We start from the raw sequence: 17992 nt of genomic DNA on the forward strand, positions 1-17992 counted from the left end.
AGACCAGCGGCGACCCCCGCACCCTGGACCAGCTCCGCGCCGACGCCCTCGCCCTGATGGGTGGGACCGCCATCGTGACCGGCATCATCGGCCCCTGCCCCCACCCCACCCACGACGCCACCCCACACGCCCACGACGCCACCCCGGATCCGATCTCGGGTGCGGAGCCCGTTGGTGGCGGCGGTAGCGGTGGGCCGGCTGGCGGTGCATCGCGGCATCGTGATCCCGGATCCGAGCATGGCGATATCGACCAGAGCGGCTCGCCGCCGTTCTTCCTCGGCGGCGCTGAGCCACTCGATGGCCTAGCAGAGCAGCGTCGATCCGATGCGCCAGGCCAGGGCGCCGCAGGCCCGCCTGTCCCCAGGGTCACCCGCGAGGATGTCTCGCGAGCTGGCACCGACCGTGCGGCAGGAACGACACAGGATGCCGCAGCACGCACGGCAGCGGGTGCGGCCACCGGGGCATGCCCCACACCCGGTCAAAGCATGCGGGTCGGAGTGATCGGAGGTAAGTCCGCGCACGTGCGGGTCGTGATCCCGCTGACCACCCTCATGGGTGGCCAGCACGGTCCCGGCGCCGACCTACCCGGATCCGAGGAACCCGCCCACCTCGAAGGCTACGGACCCATCCCCGCCTCCGTGGCCCGCGCCCTCGCCGCGGGAGGGCCGTGGGCGCGGATGGTCACCGACCCCCTGGACCGCACCGTGCTGGAGGTCAGCCGCGAACAGTACGAACCCACCGCGGCGATGGCCGAGCTCATCCGCGCCAGACAACCCGAGTGCGCCAACCCCTCCTGCACCGCCGCAGCCGACGGCTGCGACCTGCACCACCGCATCCCCTGGCCCCTGGGAACCACCTCCGTCAAAGACATCGACCCCAACTGCCGCCGCGACCACCTGCTCCTGACCCACGGCGGCTGGTGGTACACCCAGCACGAGGACGGCTCCCGCACCTGGATCACCGCCACCAACCACACCTACCTCCAACACCCCGACGGCCAGATCACCATGATCCGACCATCGAACGGGCCAGGCTCCGCACCCGACTTCCTCGATGTCAGCACCGCCGGCTGGGCATCCACCACCGACCGCACCAGCCAGCTCCGCTACACCGTGGACGACGAGCCGCCGCCCTTCTAAGCAGCAGCAGCAGTAGCAGCAGCGATGCGGTTGCGGTCAGAGCGCGCTCGGTCAAGGTGGAGAGGCCGCAGGCGTGCACCGAACCATGGAACCAGCTGAGCCTCAGCTTCGGGGGTCGCGCCCCATGGCGCGGGCGGCCACGGCGATCAGCTCGGTCGCGGACGCGCTCAAGCGGCGCTGCGGATGCCACACCGCGGTCAGCGGCCGTCGGAGGTCGAGCCCGTGCGGCACCTCGACCAGGCGGCCGATCTCCAGGTCGTAGGCGACAGCCGTACGGGAGACCACCCCGATGCCCAGGCCCGCGTGCACGCCGCCGACCAGCGCCGTCGTGGACGTGGCCTCCATCGACACCCCGACGTCACCAGGCATGCTGGCCTCGAACGTGCGGCGGGTCCCGCTGCCCCGCTCTCGCAGCACGTAGTCGGCTGCCGCCAGCTCCTGCGGGGAGACGGCCGTGCTGCGCTGCGCCCACGGGTGCTGAGGCGGCACCACCAGGGTGACGCGGTCGCGGCCTATCACCTGGGCCGCGAGGTCGTCGGGGGTGTCGGTGCTCTCGATGAAGCCGAGATCCACCTCGTGCGCCCGGACCAGGGAGGCGACGGTGACGCTGTTGACGACCCGCAGCTGCGGGTGGACGTCGAACCCGATGGTGCGCAGCTCGCCGATCCAGCGCGGCAGCAGGAACTCCGCGATCGTCAGGCTCGCGGCGATCTTCAGCTCGTCGGTCTGCGAGGCGAGCGCGATCATCGACGCCCGCATCACGTCGATCTCGTCGAGCACCCGGCGAGCCCAGGACACGACTGCGTGGCCCTCCTCGGTGAGGGTCGAACCGCGGGCGGAGCGCTCGACGACGCCCAGTCGCCACCGCGCCTCGAACTCGCGCAGGCGCGCGCTCGCGGCAGGCTGGCTCACCCCGACGTACCGAGCCGCGGCGCCGATGCTGCTGCACCGCTCCAGCGCCACGAGCAGCCGCAGCGTCTCGATGTCGACGTCCGGAGCCATAACCACAGCCTATGGCGCACCGCGATGCGGTGGTCTACCCCCGTGGCGTGGCCGCCCCGAGCATGGAGACGTGCTGAACCGGCTGTCGCAGGAGGAACGCCTCGCGACCCTCGCGATCGGTGCGGCGCTCCCCGTGCTGGTGGCGCTCGCCGCCATGGCGACCAGCGCGCTCGCCCCGCTCGTGAGCGCCCTGCTCGTGGCACTGGTCATCGGCACCCTGACGGCGAACCTCGCGCCGCGTCGTCGGCTCCCCGAGGGGCAGCAGCGCACCGACGGTCTGCAGCGCGCGGAGCAGGTCGCCAAGCACCTGCTGCGGCTCGGCATCGTGCTGCTCGGCCTCCAGATGTCCCTGACCGATCTGGCCGCGATCGGGTGGCGCGGCGTCGCGCTGGTGCTCGCCACCGTCGCGGCGACGTTCGTCGTCACCGCAAGTCTCGGTCGCCGCCTCGGGCTGGACGCCGGCCTCAGCACGCTGATCGCCGCCGGCTTCTCGATCTGCGGGGCCGCCGCCATCGCGGCCATCAGCCAGACGGTGCCGACCAAGAGCCGCGACGTCGGGCTCGCCGTCACCCTGGTGACGATCTTCGGGACGGCGATGATCGTCGTCGTCCCCTGGCTCGCCCACGTGCTCGGGCTGGGGGAGCAGGAGGCGGCCATGTGGGCCGGCGCCAGCATCCACGAGGTCGCCCAGGTGGTCGCGGCCGGGTCCCTGCTCGGCGGTGGCGCACTCGCGACGGCGACGACGGTGAAGCTCGCGCGTGTCGTCATGGTGGCCCCGGTGACCGCGATCGTGAAGCGGCAGCACGGTGCCGGCGAGGGTGCATCCGTGCCATGGTTCGTGACCGGGTTCCTGAGCGCGGTCGCGCTGCGGACGGTGGTGGACATCTCGCCCCAGATCCTCGACGTCGCCGGCCCTGCCGCCACCCTCTTCCTGGCAGCGGGCATGTTCGGGATGGGGCTCGCCATCCGGCTCCGCGACCTGTGGCCGCTGCCGGTGCGGGCGTTCGGGCTCGCGGCGATCGCGACCGTGGTCGCCGCCGCGGTCCCGCTGACCATGCTGCTTCTCACCTGAGCTGAGCTCCGGGGTGCGCCGCTGCGGGCGGGTGCGTCGCTATCGTGGCCTGACGCGCGGCGCGCGCGTGTCCGACGTCGAAGGAGTGCGGTGAGCGAGCCCGACCCGGCGCGCGAGGGCCCCAGCACGCGGGTGCGCGACATCTACGCCGGCTGGCGCTACGCGGCCGTCGGGATCCTCGGCGCCGCGGTCTTCGTGCTCGGCATGGTCGGCTTCTACCAGTCGATCCCCGGCATCCGGTTCGTGGACGCCCTGTACGCGACGATCCGCCTGTTCATCCTGGAGTTCGATCTCGACGGCGAACCCTCGCTCGCGCTCGACATCGCTCGGTTCGGTGCCGGTGCCGTGGTGTACCTCGCGGTCGCCTTCGCCGCGATCGGTCTTCTCGGCCAGCAGTTCTCGCTGGCGCGTGCCTCGCGTCTGCGCGGCCACGTGGTCGTAGTGGGCAACGGACCGGAGACGCTGCCGACCGCGGCCAACTTCCGCACCGCCGGCCTGGCCTCGAAGGTGCTGGTCATCAACGACGCCGGCGACGACGTCGCGGCTGCTCGCGATGCCGGCCTGATTCGGCTGCCACCGCTGGCTGACGACGCTCTCCGCCGGGTCGTGGATCACGCCGATCAGGTCCTGGTGATCGGCGAGACCGACGAGCAGACGGCCGAGCTCGCACACCGCCTCCGCGGCCTGCAGGTCGCCGCGCGGTTCCCCACCACGGTGCTGCTGAGCGACCGCAACCTCGCCGGCCACTGGGCGAGCTTCGCACCCGAGGCGGTCGTGTGCCGGCCGGCCCGGGTGGCGATCGCCGCCCTGCGTTCCGCTCCTCCGTATCTCGAGGACGCGGTGGTGCCGCCGCCGATCGTGGTGGGCGACGGCCCGCTGGCTGCCGAGCTCGCGCGCCGCATCGTGACCGGGTGGCAACAGCCCGGAGAGAAGCTGCGCGTGTACTGCCTGGGCGAGCACGAGGAGTGGGTGAGGGACGCCGCCGTCGGGATCGAGGAGCGCGCCGACCTCGTGTGGGTGCCGATGCACGCGAACGTCGCGCTGGCGCCGCGGATGATCTACCGGATCCTCGCGCAGCAACCGCCGCGGGACCCGCGCTTCACCCACGGGGGCCCACGGGTGTACGTGGCGTACTCGGAGAACTCCCGCACCGTGCCGATCGCGGCGGCGGTCGCGCGGCGGGTACGTGAGGTGGAGGTCACCGCGGTCGTGGACGACGCCGCCACCTGGAGCGACACCCTCGGTGACGACAACCGTCTTCACCTGGTCTCCTCGCAGGCGCTCCTCAGCGACCCTGCGACCATCCGGCTCTCGGTCGCCGACCTGCTCGCGGCCGAGCTGGTGGCCGACGCCGGCCGATGGCCCGCCGACGTGGCCGGTCCGTTCGGAGCCGTGGTCCGCGGACGCGACGGCGCCCAGCTCGCCCGCCAGCGTCCCGAGGTCCAGGAGGCGGTCCGATCGGTTGCCGAGCACGTGGAGAAGATCTTCGCTGCCGCCCACCTGGAGCTCGACGCCGGGTACCCGGCCGAGGTCCCGACGCTGATGCTGGGACCCGACGAGCTCACCGCGATCGAGGGCGCACTCGACAGCGTTCTCCGCGATCCGGCGGCTGCGCCCGCCGCCGAGGACAGCGGCGACGAGGCGGACGATGAGGGGGACGCCTCGCTCCGCCGTCGTGCGGACGAGGCGCGGCTGCGGCGGATCGAGCTCGCCGCGCGGCTGCCCGTGCTCGCGGCGCGAGCCGGGCTGGTCCCGGTGCGGCGCGGCACGGCGCACGCGCCGCTGACCGACGAGAGCGTGCGCACCCTCGCCCTCGAGGTCCACAACGACTACGTGCGCACGGCTGCCACCACCGGCAACGCGACCGCTTCCGGCAACGCCGATCTGACCTGGGACGAGCTCTCCGAGACCGACCAGCGCTCGAGCATCGCGCAGGTCGTCGACATCCCGGTCAAGCTGGCCGCACTGGGCCTCACCTGGCGCCCCGCAGCCGAGGCTCAACCGTACGAGATCAGCGACGACGCCGTGGAGATGCTCGCCGAGATGGAGCATCGCCGCTGGGTGCACTTCCAGCTCCGCAACGGCCGAGCCACGCACACCTTCAACGTGACCTGGGCCGGGCTCGCCGACGGCGTGCAGGAGTACGACCGCGGTCCCGTCCGGCTGATGAGCCGGCTGCTCGGGATGCTCGGGTACGAGATCGTCGACGGCGAGCCGCGCACCTAGCGCGGCATGACGCCTCTACTCGGTGTAGCAGCGCACCTCGGCGACGGCCGCCGACGGGTCGCCGTTCGTTGCGTGAACCACGACCCGCAGGCGGGACGTGTCGACGGCCTCTGGTAGCCGATGCTGCCGGCGGCGCGCGGCGTTGTCCCGGACCGTGAGGACCCGGCGCCAGGTGTCGCCGTCGGCGACGTCGATCGAGTAGTCGCGGACGCACTGGGGGTCCCGGTAGCCGGGCGGGTAGCGGTCGTACTCCCGGAGCAAGCTGCCCGCGAACGTCAGCTCGACGAGACCGATCCTGCGACTCGCGTCCCAGGACAGCTCCAGCCACTGGTCGAAGGGCTGTGCCGGGTTCGAGCGCCACAGGTTGGTCGACCGGTGCGGTCGCGTCACACCGGTGAGCACCTCGGACGCGGGCCAGGCCGGCTGGGCGGGCGCGACACGGTGCGCCAAGGTGATGGCGTCGAGATACCGGCGCATCCGGCCGGAGGCGATACGCACCCCGGAGACACAGCCCGGAACAACGCTCCCTGCGCGGTGCCACGAGACCTCGGGGTCCGCGTCCAGGTCCAGGCGCAGATACCGCACATCGCCCGTGGCTCCCGACCGGAGCTGCTCGGCGCTGAGGTCGACGTCCCACGTGACCCACACCCGCTCGCCCGGCGGCACCACCAGCTCGGACACGGCAACCTCCGGGGCATCGTCGATGCGGTAGTCCCAGATGTGGTCCATGGCCATCAGCCTCGCCGTGATCGTGCGGTCACCGGCAGTCGGGTTGGTCAAGCAGACCGAGACCTGCTCCAGGCCGGGCGCCTTCGCTCCGCTGCCGACGGCGATCCACTGCCCACGCCGCTCGAGGAGCGCGTCGTCGGGCTTGGAGTGGTTGCCGACACCTCCGGTGACACCGAGGCTGTCAGGGTCTGCGCCATAGCTCACGGCGCTCGACGACGCGCGAACCTTCGCGTGCCGTGCGAGATCGGAGTCGTCGGTGCTCGCGACCGAGGGCAAGAACGCACCGTCGCGGAGGAGGCGTTGCTGGACGACGTCGATACCCCGGGTGGCGACCTCGTGGACGGGGATCCCGTCGCGGACCGCGACGGCTGCCGCGGTCCCGGCTGCCTGTCCCATGATCGCCGTCGTCGCCTGAACCCGGACCGAGCCGAGCGCGACGTGCGTCGCCGAGACGTTCCGCCCGGCCATCAGGAGGTTCGGCACCTCGAGCGCGATCAACGACCGCAGCGGGATGCCGAACGGTCCGACGTACGCCGCCACCGCTGCGGGTGCGGTCGTCTCGTGCCCCTCCGCAGCCGTTGGCTCGCTCGTCTCGGCCAGCAGGCCGCCCGGCGTGTGCAGGTCGATGTTCCACCCGCCGTAGGCGATCTCGTCCTTGAACGGCTCTGCCCGGGACAGGTCCGCCTCGGTCAGCAGGTGCTGGCCCATGATGCGCCGGCTCTCGCGCTTGCCGGGCACCTGCCCGATCCAGTCGAGGGCGTAGGTCCTCGCCCGGTCGCGCAGCTGCGGGTCCTTGTTCTTGATCCAGTCCCACACGCCGAGTGCGTGCCGGGTGAGCTCGTGCCGGATCGTCTCGGCGTCGTGGATCGTGTGCCACGGCACGCCGATCTCGATCCACCAGTAACCGCCCTTGAGCGTCGACGGACGGCGCCCGCCGCGGTAGAAGAAGGCCGCGTCGTCGTAGGAGACCGCCCATTCCGGCAGCTCGAAGTCGACGGGCCGACCCACGTCCTTGGTCTTGATGTGGATCGAGTTGCCCATGACGTCCGCGGATGCGTCGAGAGGAGCATGCGGCTCGTCGAACTCGGACCTGGCCTCGGTACCCATCCGCCACGGCGCGCCGGCCAGTGCGGCGACGACGCCGTCACCGGTGCAGTCGACGACGGCGTCGCAGCGGATCTCCGTCTCGGTCTCGGCGCTGGGGGTGTGGGCGACGACAGCGTCGATCCGCTTGTCGTCACCCAGGACGACGTCGCGGACGAGGGTGTTGAGGTGCAGCCGCAGTCCCGGGGTCCGCTCCACCAGGTCGTACAGCGTCAGGTCCCACACGCTGTTGGTGAAGCCGTTCTCGAAGATCTCCTCGTGGTTGAGCAGCCGCTCGCGCTCCAGAAGGTCCCCGATGACTCCGGTCTCGCGCGCATAGGCGTGGTAGTTGGCGGCGCCGCGAGGGACCACGCGCACCTCCGAGGAGCTGTTGCCGCCGAGTACCGGGCGATCTTGGATCAGGACTGTCTCCAGGCCCATCCGGGCGGCCGCGACGGCAGCGCTGACTCCTGCCAGGCCACCTCCGCAGACGACGACCTGGGCATGTTCGACACGAGTACGCACGAGATTCCTTCGTTTCGGTGTGGGTGGTGCGAGCGCTGCAGAGCTCAGCCCTTGAGGCCTGTCGTGGCGATGCCGGCGATGAGCTTGCGCTGGAAGAGCAGGAAGAAGATGAAGACAGGTAGCAGGGACACGAGAGACATCGCGAACAGCTGTCCGTAGGAGGACTGGCCCATCGCGTTCATGAACATCCGCAGTCCGAGCGGGACCGGGTACTCGTTGAGATCGCTCAGGTAGATCAGAGGGCCGAGGAAGTCTTCGTAGGTCCAGATGAAGGTGAAGACCGCGGTGGTTGCCAGCGCCGGCACCGTGAGCGGAAGCATCACGGAACGGAACATGCGCCAGCGGTTGGCGCCGTCGAGCTCGGCGGCCTCGTCAAGCTCACGCGGGATGCCCCGCATGAACTGCACGAGCAGGAAGATGAAGAACGCATCGGTGGCGAGGAACTTCGGCACGATCAGTGGAAGGTAGGTACCGACCCAGCCGGCGGCCGAGAACAGCGCGTACTGGGGGATGAGCGTCACGTGCGCCGGCAGCATCACGGTGGCGAGCATCAGGGCGAACCAGAGCTTCTTCAGCGGGAAGTCGAGCCGGGAAAACGCGTACGCGGCCAGCGTGCACGCGATGAGGTTCCCGGCAACCGCACCGGCGCAGATGATGAAGGAGTTCAGCATGAAGGTGCCGAACCCCGGTGGGTTGGCGACCCATCCCGCAGGGAAGTTGGAGAGGTCGACCTGCGAGGGCGCGATCGAGGGGCTGGAGAAGATCTCTCGCTCGGGGACGACCGAGCTGCGGGTCATCCACAGCACGGGATACAGCGTCGCCACGCAGAGCAGCAGCATCAGGCCGTGCCAGGCGGTGGTGATCCATGGCGAGCGGGCGCGCGTCGATGTCATCAGCTCTGATCCGAGTAGTGCACCCAGCGGCGGGCGCTGAGGAAGTTGATCGCAGTGAAGCCGGCGATGATGGCGACGAGCACCCATGCCATCGCGGAGGCATAGCCCATCTCGAACTCGCTGAAGCCCTTGATGTAGAGGTAGAGCGTGTAGAAGAGCGTCGAGTCCACCGGTCCGCCGGTCCCGTTCGAGATGATGTAGGAGGGGGTGAACGCCTGGAACGCCACGATCGTCTGCATCACGAGGTTGAAGAACACCAGCGGTGTGAGCAACGGCAGCGTCACGGAGAAGAAGCGCCGCACGCTGCCGGCCCCGTCGACGCGCGCGGCTTCGAGCAGCTCAGCCGGGATCTGACGCAGGCCGGCCAGGAAGATGACCATCGGTGACCCGAACTGCCACACAGCGAGCACGATCAGCGTCGCCAAGCTGGTCTCGGGCGAGGCGATCCAGTTGGGTCCGTCGATGCCGATCACAGCGAGCAGCTGGTTGACCGCGCCGTTGCTGCCGAACAGCTGACGCCAGAGGACCGCGATGGCCACGCTGCCACCCAGCAGCGAAGGGAGGTACAGCACTGCACGGTAGAACGACATGCCTCGCAGCGTCCGGTTCATCAGCACGGCGAGACCGAGAGCGACGACGAGGCGCAACGGCACGGATGCCAGCACATAGGTGAAGGTCACCCGCAACGACTGCAGGTAGCGCGGATCGTCGGTGAAGAGCGTGCGGTAGTTGTCCAGACCGACCCAGACCGGGTCGTTGAAGAGGTCGTACTGCGTGAAGGACAGGTAGGCGGAGGTTGCCATCGGGCCGATGACGAGCGCACCCAGCCCGATGAACCACGGCAGCAAGAACAGATAGCCGGCTCGGGCGTCCTTGCGGCGCCGCGCTGTCCACCGCGGCCGGGGGGACGTGCGTGCCCCTCCGGCCGCGGTCGTTGTGCTTGTCACGTGAAGCTCAGCCCTGCGCATCCGCGAAGAAGGCGTCAACGGCCTCGTCGATCGACATCTGGCCGAACGCGACCTGCTCGGCAAGCTGTGACATCAGGGTTCGCGAGTCGGCGAAGCCATCGGGCCACAGGCGGTTGAGCGGGCGGGAGTTCTCGGCGACGACGTCCATGTACTCGATCGCCGGGCGCTCCTCGTCGGTCACGGAGTCAGCGATCTGGGCGCGCGCAGCTGCGGTCGGCGGGATGCCGAGCGTGGCCCCGAGCGTGTCGATCGCTTCGGGGTCGTTGACGAAGTAGTCGATCAGGTCGGCGGCTCCCTGCGGGTTCTCCGACCACGCCGAGATCGACCAGAGGCTCGCGGCATTGATCCACAGGCTCGGGTTCTCGGCGTTGTGAGGGGGCAGCGAGACCTCGAGTTCGGCGTCCGTGAAGGACTGCAGGGCGACGAAGTCCTGTGTCCAGAAGAACCCACCCGCCACCGAGCCGGCCGCCAGCGGTGCGGCAGGTAGGTTCCCGCTCGCTTCGGCGGTGATGTCCGCAGGCGGCGCGACTCCCGCCTCTCGCATGTCCGCCCAGAGCTGGAACCAGCTACGGAGATCCTCCGGCGTGGCGTTGATCGAGCCGTCCTCGGCGTAGAACTCGCGGCCCGAGTCACGGACGTAGAGGATGAACAGGATCAGGTCGCCGGCGTTGTCCTGAACGCCCCAGTACTCGCCGTCGCTCGCGCTGTGGACCTCCTCAGCGAAGCTCGCGAGGTCGTCCCAGGTCCATTCGCCCTCGGGTGCGGCGACGCCCAGCTCGTCGAGCATGTCGGCGTTGGTCACGAACCCGGTCGCGTTGGTGGCGGCCACCACCCCGTAGGTGGCGTCCCCGACCGAGCCGAACTCACGAATGCCCTCGTCGAGACCACTGACATCGAGGTCGACCTCGGACAGGTCCAGCAGCGAGTCGCGACCCGCATACGTGGGTAGCTGACTAGCTGCCTGCATGAGGACGTCCGGGAGGTCCCGGCCGGCGACCTGGGTGGCCAGCTTGTCCCAGTAGCCGTCCCAGGGCTGCGGTTCCACGCTCACCTGCGGACCCCCGGCCGCCGTGAAGGCCTCGATCGTTGCTTCCAGGGCGCGGTGCTGATTGTCAACGCCCCACCACGCGGTCCGGATGGGACTGTCTGTCGCGGGCCCGCTCCCGCCGCCATCGCCGCCGGGGTCACCGCCCACTCCGCAGGCGGCGAGCGCGAGTGCGCCGGAGAGCAGTGCAACGGTCGCGGCAGCCCTGCGGGTCGCACGTCGAGTGGACTTCATCGTTCCTCCTGGTGGCCGAGCCTCGGTGAGCGGCGCTTACAACGTTAGACCCATCTGACAGGGCGATCCCCAGGCCTGTCAACTGCCAATACGCACCCGTCGGCGTACAGCTCATGCCTGATAACGTGTCGGCTATGCCAGAACAGGTATCCGGGAGCGAAGGCGCCTCGGACGACCCGGTCGGCGGCCGCCGCGTCGTCGGCATCAAGGACGTCGCCGCGCGCGCAGGGGTCTCGTGGAAGACCGTCACGAACGTCATCCATGGCCGCCCGAACGTCGCCGCCATCACGCGGCGCAACGTGGAGCGCGCCATCATCGACCTCGGATATCGTCCAAGCCTTGCGGGTCGGCAGCTGCGCCGTGGTCGCACAGGGCTGCTGGCGGTATCGGTTCCGGATCTTGCTACGCCGTACTTCACCGAGCTGGCCCGGGCGATCGTTCGGCGCGCTCGAGCGGACGATTACACGGTTCTCATCGATGAGACCGGCCACTCGGTGACGCGGGAGTCAGTAGCTGCCCGCGGTTACACCGTCAGGTTCACCGACGGAGTGCTCCTCAGCCCTTCCCGGCTCTCGGGTACCGAGGTGGCGGCGCTTCAGACGGATACGCCGATCGTCCTGCTCGGCGAGCAGGCGGAGCCAGGTGGTCTCGACTACGTCGGCATCGACAACGTGGCCTCGGCACGCGATGCTGCGCGGCACATGCTGACGCTCGGCCGCCGTCGGTTCGTCTTCCTCGGTGCCGAGATCGGCCCGCACCGCAAGGCGTCCGCGTTGCGGATCGCCGGGCTGCAGGCGGCGCTGGCGGAAGCGGGGACCGACGCATCGCTCGACTACATCGAGACGAGCGAGTACACCCGCTCAGAAGGCTTCGCCCGGGCCCGCGAGGCGTTCGCGGAAGGCGGGAGGTGGGACGCGCTGATCTGCGCGAGCGACATGGTGGCGATCGGTGCCCTGCACGCCCTGGCATCGCTCGGCATCCGAGTGCCCGAGGAGGTGGCGGTGCTGGGATGGGACAACGCCCCTGAGGCGGAGTACTCCTGGCCGCCCCTGACCACCATCGCGCCGAGCATGGAGGAGTTCGGCGCACGTGCGTTCCAGCTCCTGGCCGCCCGCATCGCGGACCCGGCGGCACCGCCGAGACGAGGGCTGGTCTCCCATCACCTGCTCGTGCGTGCGAGCACGCTGGGCTCCACCGCGCGCTTCAATCCGGCCGTGCCATATCAGATCTGGCATGAGAGGCCGGAGCCCGGCGAGCTCATCAAGGAGGCCAGGCAGCGCGCAGGCATCACCCAACGTGCGCTCGCCGAAGCCGTTGGTACCTCCCAGGGCATGATCGCGCGCTACGAAGCCGGTGCCGTCAGTCCCACGGTCCGCTCGCTTGAACGCATCCTCACGGCCATGGGATCGACACTGCGTCTGGACGCCCTGCCTGCGCACCTGCGCTGACACGCAGCAGTCGCCGTTGCCACGTCAGGCAGCCGCATCCACCGAAGCTGCGGCCGCGCGGCCACCGATGCCCGCGCCGGCACCCCTCGCAGCGAGCACGCCTGCCACGCAGATCCCAGCGAAGACGAGCATCAACAGCTGTGCGGAGCGGACCAGGTCGGGTGCGGCGAGGTTGACCAGCACCCCCGCCAGCGCCGCACTGAACGCGCTCGCGATGAGGAACACCGTATTGACACCGGCAGCAGCCTTGGCGCCCTCCTCGCCGTCGCCGGCGCTTCCGAGCGCCGCCACGGTCAGGTGCGGGAAGCCGAGGCCGATACCGGCACCCGCGGCGAACAAGGTGACGAACCACAGGGCGACCACCAGCGTCGAAGGCCCCGTGTGCTGGAGCAGTCCGTACCCCGCGAGCCCGGCCCCCAGCAGCAACGGTCCGGCGACGATGAGCCGGCGCCGAGCGGCGTCGCTGTTGGCGTTCGCCGTGACGATCTGGGTCAGCGACCACCCCAGCGACAGCGCCGCACCCATGAGCCCGGCGGCGAACGGGATGAGCCCGCCGATCTCCTGACCGAAGAGCGGGATGAACGCCTCCGTCCCGATCCCGAAGGCCATCACGGCCACCGTCAGGTAGACCCAGCGCAACGACGAGGTGAACGTGACCGTGGGCAAGATGCTGTTGCCGCCGCGCCGCTGGTAGCGGATGAACCAGGCGCCGAGCGCCAGTCCGGCGACCAGCGCCAGCGCCGTCGCGATGCCGGTCGGCACGATGCTGGCGATCCCGACTGCCGCGACGCCGCCCGTCAGCAGCACCAGCGAGGTCAACGGCACCGGCTCGCGCGACACGCCCCGCTCGGTGGCCGGCAGCGAGCGCACCGCGACCGCCCCGATCAGCGCGCAGAGCACGGCCAGGCCCACGAACGTCACCCGCCAGGCATGAAGCTGCGCAGCGACACCGCCGATGACCGGACCGACGATGTTGCCGACCCCCCACATCGCAGACACCAGTGCCGCAGCGCGAGCCCAGAGCCGCTCCGGCAGTGCCCGCTGGATGAGGGCGTAGCCCAGTCCCGCCAACAGGCCGCCGCCCAGTCCCTGAACCGTTCGTCCCACGAGCAGAGCCGACATCCACGGGCTCGCGGCGCACAGCACCGACCCCAGCGCGAACAGCCCGAGGGCCAGCAGGTAAGCCCGCACGGCCCCCTGCCGGATCAGGATCCTGCTGACCAGCATCGAGCTGACCACGGAGGCCAGCAGGAAGGTCATCATCGTCCAGGCGTAGAAGTCCGCTCCGCCGATCTCGGCGACGATGGTCGGCAGCAGGCTCGTGGTGAGGTAGACGTTGCTGGCCTCGACCAGCACCCCGCCCGCGAGGACCGCCCCGATCGGTCCGTACCGCGTACCGAGGAGCTCCCGCCACGTTCCGGTGACCGCTTCCCGCTCGACCTGGGCCATTGTGCATCGTCCTCTACGGCGTCGTGTACCGGGCGCCTCGGGCGTCCGAGCGCCACTGGTGGGCGCTGCGTAGGACGCTAAAACCTCAAGTATTCTTGAGGTCAACTGGAGGTGAGCCATGTCACTCGAACCCGATGATCTCCTCGCCGTCGGCGAGGTCTCACGGCGTTCGGGCGTCCCGGTGTCGGCACTGCACTTCTACGAGGAGCTCGGCCTGATCGTCGCGACACGCACGGCCGGGAACCAGCGCCGTTACCGACGCCACATGCTGCGCCGGATCTCCCTGATCGTGGTGGCGAAGCGCCTCGGCATCCCGCTCAGCGACGTGCAGGAGGTGTTCAGGAGCCTGCCGATCGATCACCCGCCGTCGCAGCGCGACTGGCGTCGCGTCGCACAGCTCTGGCGGGCCGAGATCGAGCTCCGCCGCACACAGCTCGAGCACCTGCAGCGCGAGCTGACCGGGTGCATCGGGTGCGGCTGCCTGTCGATGAAGGCCTGCCGCCTCCTCAACCCCGACGATGCACTGGCCGACGAGGGGCCGGGGCCTCGCCGGATCTGAGCCCCTGCGTCACTGCCAGCGGAACAGCCGCGCTGCGAGCAGCCCGCTGACCACGATCGCGGCTGCCAGCGCGAGCAGGTGCCGCAGCTCGGGCGCCTCACCCAGCCAGGTGGTGCCGAGCGCGATGACCGCCGCGCCGAAGGGGAGCAGCTCGCCCACGCGGGCGACGCCGTCGGGGAGGCTCGTGGCCGGCCCGAACATGCCGCCCACGGCGCCGAGCACGAAGAAGGTGCCGAGACCGATCGCGACAGCGGCGTTGGGCGAGGGGGCGATCGACGCCACCAGCAGCCCGACGGCGTACATCGCCGCCGCCGCGAGCGCGAACACGCCGATCGCCGCACCCCAGCGGTCCGGCAGGTTCGCGCCGAAACCGAGCACCGCGACGCCGACCGCTAGGGCCACGCCCAGCGCCGTCTGCAGCACGCTGACCACGAGCTGCGCCACCAGGATCATCACCGGTGAGGCGGGCGTGACACCGAGTCGGCGCAGCACCCCGCTCTTGCGGTAGTAGGACAGGAAGCTCGGCATGTTGACGACACCGATCGTCGCCACCCCGATGACGAGGATGAGCGGCAGCACGTAGATGTCGAAGGCCGACATGCCGCCTGCACCCGGCAGCGGCTCGGTACTGCTGCCGAGGCCGTTCATGACGAGGAACAGCATCGGCAGCCCGATCGGCACGACCAGTCCGGCCGTGTCGCGCGCCACCATCCTCGCCTCGGCGGCCACCATCGCTGCCCACGCACGCGGCCCAGGGCGGAAGGCCGGGGTGTCCGTCACTGCTGCACTCATCAGGCCGCTCCTTCGTGCTCGAGGCTGCGCCCGGTCAGGGCGAGGAAGGCGTCGTCGAGCGTGGGTTGCTCCAGCCGCGTCTCCATGGCGACCACCCCGGCCCCCACGAGCGCGGTGCTCACCGCGGCGAGCAGGTCGCCGCTCCCGTGCACCGTCACCCGGTCGCCGCGGACCTGCACGTCGGTGACCTCCGCCAGCGCCAGGATCGTGCCGCGGTCGAAGGCCCCCGCGACCCGGAACCGGACCCGCTGGCCCAGTCCTGCCGCGGCGATGAGCCCGGCGGGGCTGTCCTGCGCCACCACTCGGCCGCCGTCGAGAAGGGCGACCCGGTCGCACAGCCGCTCGACCTCCTCCATGAGGTGACTGACCAGGAGCACGGTGACGCCGTCGTCGCGCATCCCTTCAACGATCGCCCAGATGTGGCGGCGCGCCTCGGGATCGAGCCCGGTGGTGAGCTCGTCGAGGATCACCACCCGCGGCTGTCCCACCAGAGCCAGCGCGATCGAGAGCCGTTGCTGCTGCCCGCCCGAGAGTCGCTCGAAGCGGACGTCGCGCTGCTCGGTCAGCCCGACGGCCTCGATCAGCTCGCCCGCGTCAGCCGACTGAGCGTAGAACGTGCCGTAGAGCCGGACCAGCTCGCTCACTGTGAGCGCCGCGTGCAGCTCGCTCTCCTGCAGCTGCACGCCCAGCAGCTGCCGCACCCGCCGGCGGTCCCGCCACGGATCGAGCCCGAGGACCTGCACCGTGCCGGAGTCGGGCCGGCGGAGCCCGGCGATCATCTCGACCGTGGTGGTCTTGCCGGCGCCGTTGCGCCCGAGGATGCCGAGCACCTCTCCCTCCCCGACGGCGAGGTCGACGCCGGCGACGGCGTCGCGGTCGCCGTAGCGCTTGCGTAGGGCGTCGGCACGGACAGCGAGCATGAGACCTCCAGATCGTGGCTGCTGCGATCGCTCTCGACGCTAGGCGGCGGCCCCGGGCGGGCGCGCGTGCCGGTGGTCACGAGCTCGCGGCATGACTTCCGGCACGGGCGCGCCGAGCACCCCGCGTCTAGGCTCGCGGGGTGGACAGGCGCGACCCGAACCTGTGGGCAGGGGTGTTCGGACTGCTGGTCTGCCTCACCGTGGGCCTCGTGTTCCTGCTGATGCAGGGCGGGCAGCTCACGAGCGTCCCCACCCCGCTGTGGTGGGCCGGCTACGGCGCCTTCATGGTCGGGCTGGTCGCGGCGCAGTGGTTCGAGGCCGTCGGGCGGCCCCGTGGTGCGCAGCTGGCTTTCGCGCTCCAGGTGGTGCTGGGCATCGGGATCGTGACGACGGCGCCCGGCGCCGGCTGGTTGCCCATCCTGCTCGTGTACACCGCGGCGCTGAGCGCTCACGTGGTGACGTGGCGGGCGACCGCGGTCGTCATCACCGCGAACTCGGTCGCGGTCGCCGTGGCGTCGTGGCTCGTCAACGGTGACCTGCTGCCGGCCGTGCTCAGCGCCGCGGTGTACACGCTGCTGCAGCTGGGGACCTACTTCGCCGTCCGCGCGCAGGACCGAGAGATCCGGATGCGGAACGAGCTCGCGGCGGCCCACGCCGAGCTGCGCGCCACGTCCACGCTGCTCGCCGAGTCCTCGCGCGCCGATGAGCGGTTGCGGATCTCGCGCGACCTGCACGACGCCGTCGGTCACCAGCTCACCGTGCTCGCGCTCGAGCTCGAGATCGCCTCCCATCGTGCCGAGCCGCCGGCCGTCGAGCACGTGGCGCGCGCCCGCGCGATCGCGGGAGACCTGCTGGCCGATGTCCGACAGACCGTCGGGGAGCTGCGCCGCCGGGCACCAGACCTGCGGGAGATGCTCGCGCGGATCGTCGTCGACATCCCCGCACCACGGATCCACGTGCGGGTCGCCGACGACGTGGATCTCGACGAGACCCGCACGGTCACCCTGGTCCGGTGCGTGCAGGAGGTCGTCACCAACGCGATCCGTCACGCCGACGCCGGCAACCTCTGGATCGAGGTGACGCAGCAGGGCGGCACGGTGCTGCTGACGGCGCACGACGACGGTCGCGGCGCCAAGCAGCTCGTGATCGGCAACGGTCTGCGGGGCATCTCCGAGCGGCTCGCCGACCTCGGTGGCGACGCCACCTTCGCCACCACGGGCGGGTTCCGGGTCGAGGCCCGGGTGCCGGCCTCGTGATCCGACTGGTGGTCATCGATGACCAGACCCTCGTCCGGCAAGGAATCCGAGGGCTGCTCGACCTGGCTGACGACGTCGAGGTGGTCGCCGAGGCCGATGACGGCATGACCGGCCTCGTGGCGATCCGTGAGCACGATCCCGACGTCGTGCTGCTCGACCTCCGGATGCCGCAGCACGATGGCATCTGGACCCTGGAGGCGCTGCGGAGCAGCGGCATCGAGATCCCCGTGCTCGTCCTGACGACGTTCGACGACGACGACCTGGTGCTGGCCGCCATCCGCGCCGGCGCGCGCGGCTACCTGCTCAAGGACGTCACCCTGGACTCCCTCGTCGCGGCCATCCGCACCCTCGCCGGCGGCGGCACGCTGCTGCAGCCCGCGATCACCGAGCGGGTGCTGCGCGCCATCCGTGAGGGTGCTGCGGGCACGGGCGACGACGACGCACCGCTGGTCCTCGACGACCTCACCTCCCGGGAGGTCGAGATCCTGCGGCTGCTGGCCGGCGGCTACTCGAACCGCGAGATCGCGGCCGCGCTGCACCTGGCCGAGGGCACGGTCAAGAACCACGTCTCAACGGTGCTGCTCAAGCTCGGGGCGCGCGACCGCACCCGGGCCGTGCTCCGTGCCCTGCACCACGGGCTGCTCGAGTAGGC

Annotated in this window: 16 protein-coding genes; 7 read left to right on the forward strand and 9 right to left on the reverse strand. The window is 70.7% G+C overall.

The window, feature by feature from the left end; all coding sequences use genetic code 11:
* Positions 1–218: hypothetical protein (locus GPA03_RS22685; protein ID WP_206673615.1), on the reverse strand; the 218-nt coding region annotated here is incomplete at its 3' end.
* A 267-nt stretch (positions 219–485) separates the two neighbouring features.
* Here GPA03_RS22685 and GPA03_RS17085 point away from each other — a divergent pair.
* A complete protein-coding gene (locus GPA03_RS17085) occupies positions 486–1139 on the forward strand; it encodes an HNH endonuclease signature motif containing protein (RefSeq protein WP_156253268.1) in 654 nt (217 codons plus the stop codon).
* A 102-nt stretch (positions 1140–1241) separates the two neighbouring features.
* Here GPA03_RS17085 and GPA03_RS17090 read toward each other — a convergent pair whose 3' ends face one another.
* Positions 1242–2141: a LysR family transcriptional regulator gene (locus tag GPA03_RS17090; protein WP_156253269.1), complete on the reverse strand. Its 900-nt coding sequence runs from the start codon at positions 2139–2141 to the stop codon at positions 1242–1244.
* A gap of 70 nt (positions 2142–2211) precedes the next feature.
* Between GPA03_RS17090 and GPA03_RS17095 the strand changes: the two genes are divergently transcribed.
* Together GPA03_RS17095 and GPA03_RS17100 are read left to right on the forward strand one after the other, a co-directional pair.
* Positions 2212–3213 carry a YeiH family protein gene (locus tag GPA03_RS17095; RefSeq protein WP_162458405.1) on the forward strand — a complete coding sequence of 334 codons (1002 nt, stop codon included), beginning with the start codon at positions 2212–2214 and terminating at the stop codon, positions 3211–3213.
* A 90-nt stretch (positions 3214–3303) separates the two neighbouring features.
* Positions 3304–5439 (forward strand): hypothetical protein, encoded by a 2136-nt coding sequence (locus GPA03_RS17100; protein WP_156253271.1) that lies wholly within the window; start codon positions 3304–3306, stop codon positions 5437–5439.
* A 15-nt stretch (positions 5440–5454) separates the two neighbouring features.
* Here GPA03_RS17100 and GPA03_RS17105 read toward each other — a convergent pair whose 3' ends face one another.
* Genes GPA03_RS17105 through GPA03_RS17120 form a run of 4 tightly spaced genes read right to left on the reverse strand, consistent with a single transcriptional unit; the run spans position 5455 to position 10916 of the window.
* Positions 5455–7776 carry an FAD-dependent oxidoreductase gene (locus GPA03_RS17105; RefSeq protein WP_156253272.1) on the reverse strand — a complete coding sequence of 774 codons (2322 nt, stop codon included), beginning with the start codon at positions 7774–7776 and terminating at the stop codon, positions 5455–5457.
* Between the two features lie 44 nt (positions 7777–7820).
* Positions 7821–8669, reverse strand: a complete 849-nt coding sequence (locus GPA03_RS17110; protein WP_156253273.1) for a carbohydrate ABC transporter permease — start codon at positions 8667–8669, stop codon at positions 7821–7823.
* Positions 8669–9637, reverse strand: coding sequence for a carbohydrate ABC transporter permease (locus tag GPA03_RS17115; protein ID WP_156253274.1), 969 nt, complete (start codon positions 9635–9637; stop codon positions 8669–8671). Before GPA03_RS17115 ends, GPA03_RS17110 begins: the two co-directional genes overlap by 1 nt.
* Entirely contained in the window at positions 9624–10916 is a 1293-nt protein-coding gene (locus GPA03_RS17120) for an ABC transporter substrate-binding protein (protein WP_156253275.1), read from the reverse strand. The genes GPA03_RS17115 and GPA03_RS17120 overlap by 14 nt, the downstream gene beginning before the upstream one ends.
* A gap of 134 nt (positions 10917–11050) precedes the next feature.
* Here GPA03_RS17120 and GPA03_RS17125 point away from each other — a divergent pair, with 134 nt between their 5' ends.
* The gene (locus GPA03_RS17125; protein ID WP_162458406.1) at positions 11051–12364 is read left to right on the forward strand and encodes a substrate-binding domain-containing protein; all 1314 of its coding nucleotides are present in this window, start codon (positions 11051–11053) and stop codon (positions 12362–12364) included.
* A gap of 24 nt (positions 12365–12388) precedes the next feature.
* On the opposite strand, the gene GPA03_RS17130 is transcribed toward GPA03_RS17125, so the two are convergent.
* Positions 12389–13813, reverse strand: coding sequence for an MFS transporter (locus tag GPA03_RS17130; RefSeq protein WP_156253277.1), 1425 nt, complete (start codon positions 13811–13813; stop codon positions 12389–12391).
* Between the two features lie 118 nt (positions 13814–13931).
* On the opposite strand from GPA03_RS17130, the gene soxR reads away from it, so the two are divergent.
* Positions 13932–14372 carry a redox-sensitive transcriptional activator SoxR gene (gene soxR / locus GPA03_RS17135; RefSeq protein WP_156253278.1) on the forward strand — a complete coding sequence of 147 codons (441 nt, stop codon included), beginning with the start codon at positions 13932–13934 and terminating at the stop codon, positions 14370–14372.
* A 9-nt stretch (positions 14373–14381) separates the two neighbouring features.
* Here soxR and GPA03_RS17140 read toward each other — a convergent pair whose 3' ends face one another.
* Together GPA03_RS17140 and GPA03_RS17145 are read right to left on the reverse strand one after the other, a co-directional pair.
* Positions 14382–15164 carry an ABC transporter permease gene (locus tag GPA03_RS17140; protein WP_156253279.1) on the reverse strand — a complete coding sequence of 261 codons (783 nt, stop codon included), beginning with the start codon at positions 15162–15164 and terminating at the stop codon, positions 14382–14384.
* Entirely contained in the window at positions 15164–16084 is a 921-nt protein-coding gene (locus tag GPA03_RS17145; RefSeq protein ID WP_156253280.1) for an ABC transporter ATP-binding protein, read from the reverse strand. The genes GPA03_RS17140 and GPA03_RS17145 overlap by 1 nt, the downstream gene beginning before the upstream one ends.
* 140 nt (positions 16085–16224) lie before the next feature.
* On the opposite strand from GPA03_RS17145, the gene GPA03_RS17150 reads away from it, so the two are divergent.
* On the forward strand, positions 16225–17340 hold the full coding sequence (locus tag GPA03_RS17150) for a sensor histidine kinase (RefSeq protein WP_156253281.1): 1116 nt from the start codon (positions 16225–16227) through the stop codon (positions 17338–17340).
* A complete protein-coding gene (locus GPA03_RS17155; RefSeq protein ID WP_156253282.1) occupies positions 17337–17990 on the forward strand; it encodes a response regulator in 654 nt (217 codons plus the stop codon). The genes GPA03_RS17150 and GPA03_RS17155 overlap by 4 nt, the downstream gene beginning before the upstream one ends.
* Positions 17991–17992: the final 2 nt, after the last annotated feature.

It is taken from the genome of Pseudactinotalea terrae, from assembly GCF_009733845.1.
Lineage (GTDB): Bacteria > Actinomycetota > Actinomycetes > Actinomycetales > Beutenbergiaceae > Pseudactinotalea > Pseudactinotalea terrae.

Bases quoted from the DNA above. Each gene is read 5' to 3' on its own strand.
- GPA03_RS17085 (WP_156253268.1), top strand. From the start codon at position 486: ATGCGGGTCGGAGTGATCGGAGGTAAGTCCGCGCACGTGCGGGTCGTG.
- GPA03_RS17090 (WP_156253269.1), bottom strand. From the start codon at position 2,141: ATGGCTCCGGACGTCGACATCGAGACGCTGCGGCTGCTCGTGGCGCTG.
- GPA03_RS17110 (WP_156253273.1), bottom strand. From the start codon at position 8,669: ATGACATCGACGCGCGCCCGCTCGCCATGGATCACCACCGCCTGGCAC.
- GPA03_RS17115 (WP_156253274.1), bottom strand. From the start codon at position 9,637: ATGCGCAGGGCTGAGCTTCACGTGACAAGCACAACGACCGCGGCCGGA.
- GPA03_RS17120 (WP_156253275.1), bottom strand. From the start codon at position 10,916: ATGAAGTCCACTCGACGTGCGACCCGCAGGGCTGCCGCGACCGTTGCA.
- GPA03_RS17125 (WP_162458406.1), top strand. From the start codon at position 11,051: ATGCCAGAACAGGTATCCGGGAGCGAAGGCGCCTCGGACGACCCGGTC.
- GPA03_RS17130 (WP_156253277.1), bottom strand. From the start codon at position 13,813: ATGGCCCAGGTCGAGCGGGAAGCGGTCACCGGAACGTGGCGGGAGCTC.
- soxR (WP_156253278.1), top strand. From the start codon at position 13,932: ATGTCACTCGAACCCGATGATCTCCTCGCCGTCGGCGAGGTCTCACGG.
- GPA03_RS17140 (WP_156253279.1), bottom strand. From the start codon at position 15,164: ATGAGTGCAGCAGTGACGGACACCCCGGCCTTCCGCCCTGGGCCGCGT.
- GPA03_RS17145 (WP_156253280.1), bottom strand. From the start codon at position 16,084: ATGCTCGCTGTCCGTGCCGACGCCCTACGCAAGCGCTACGGCGACCGC.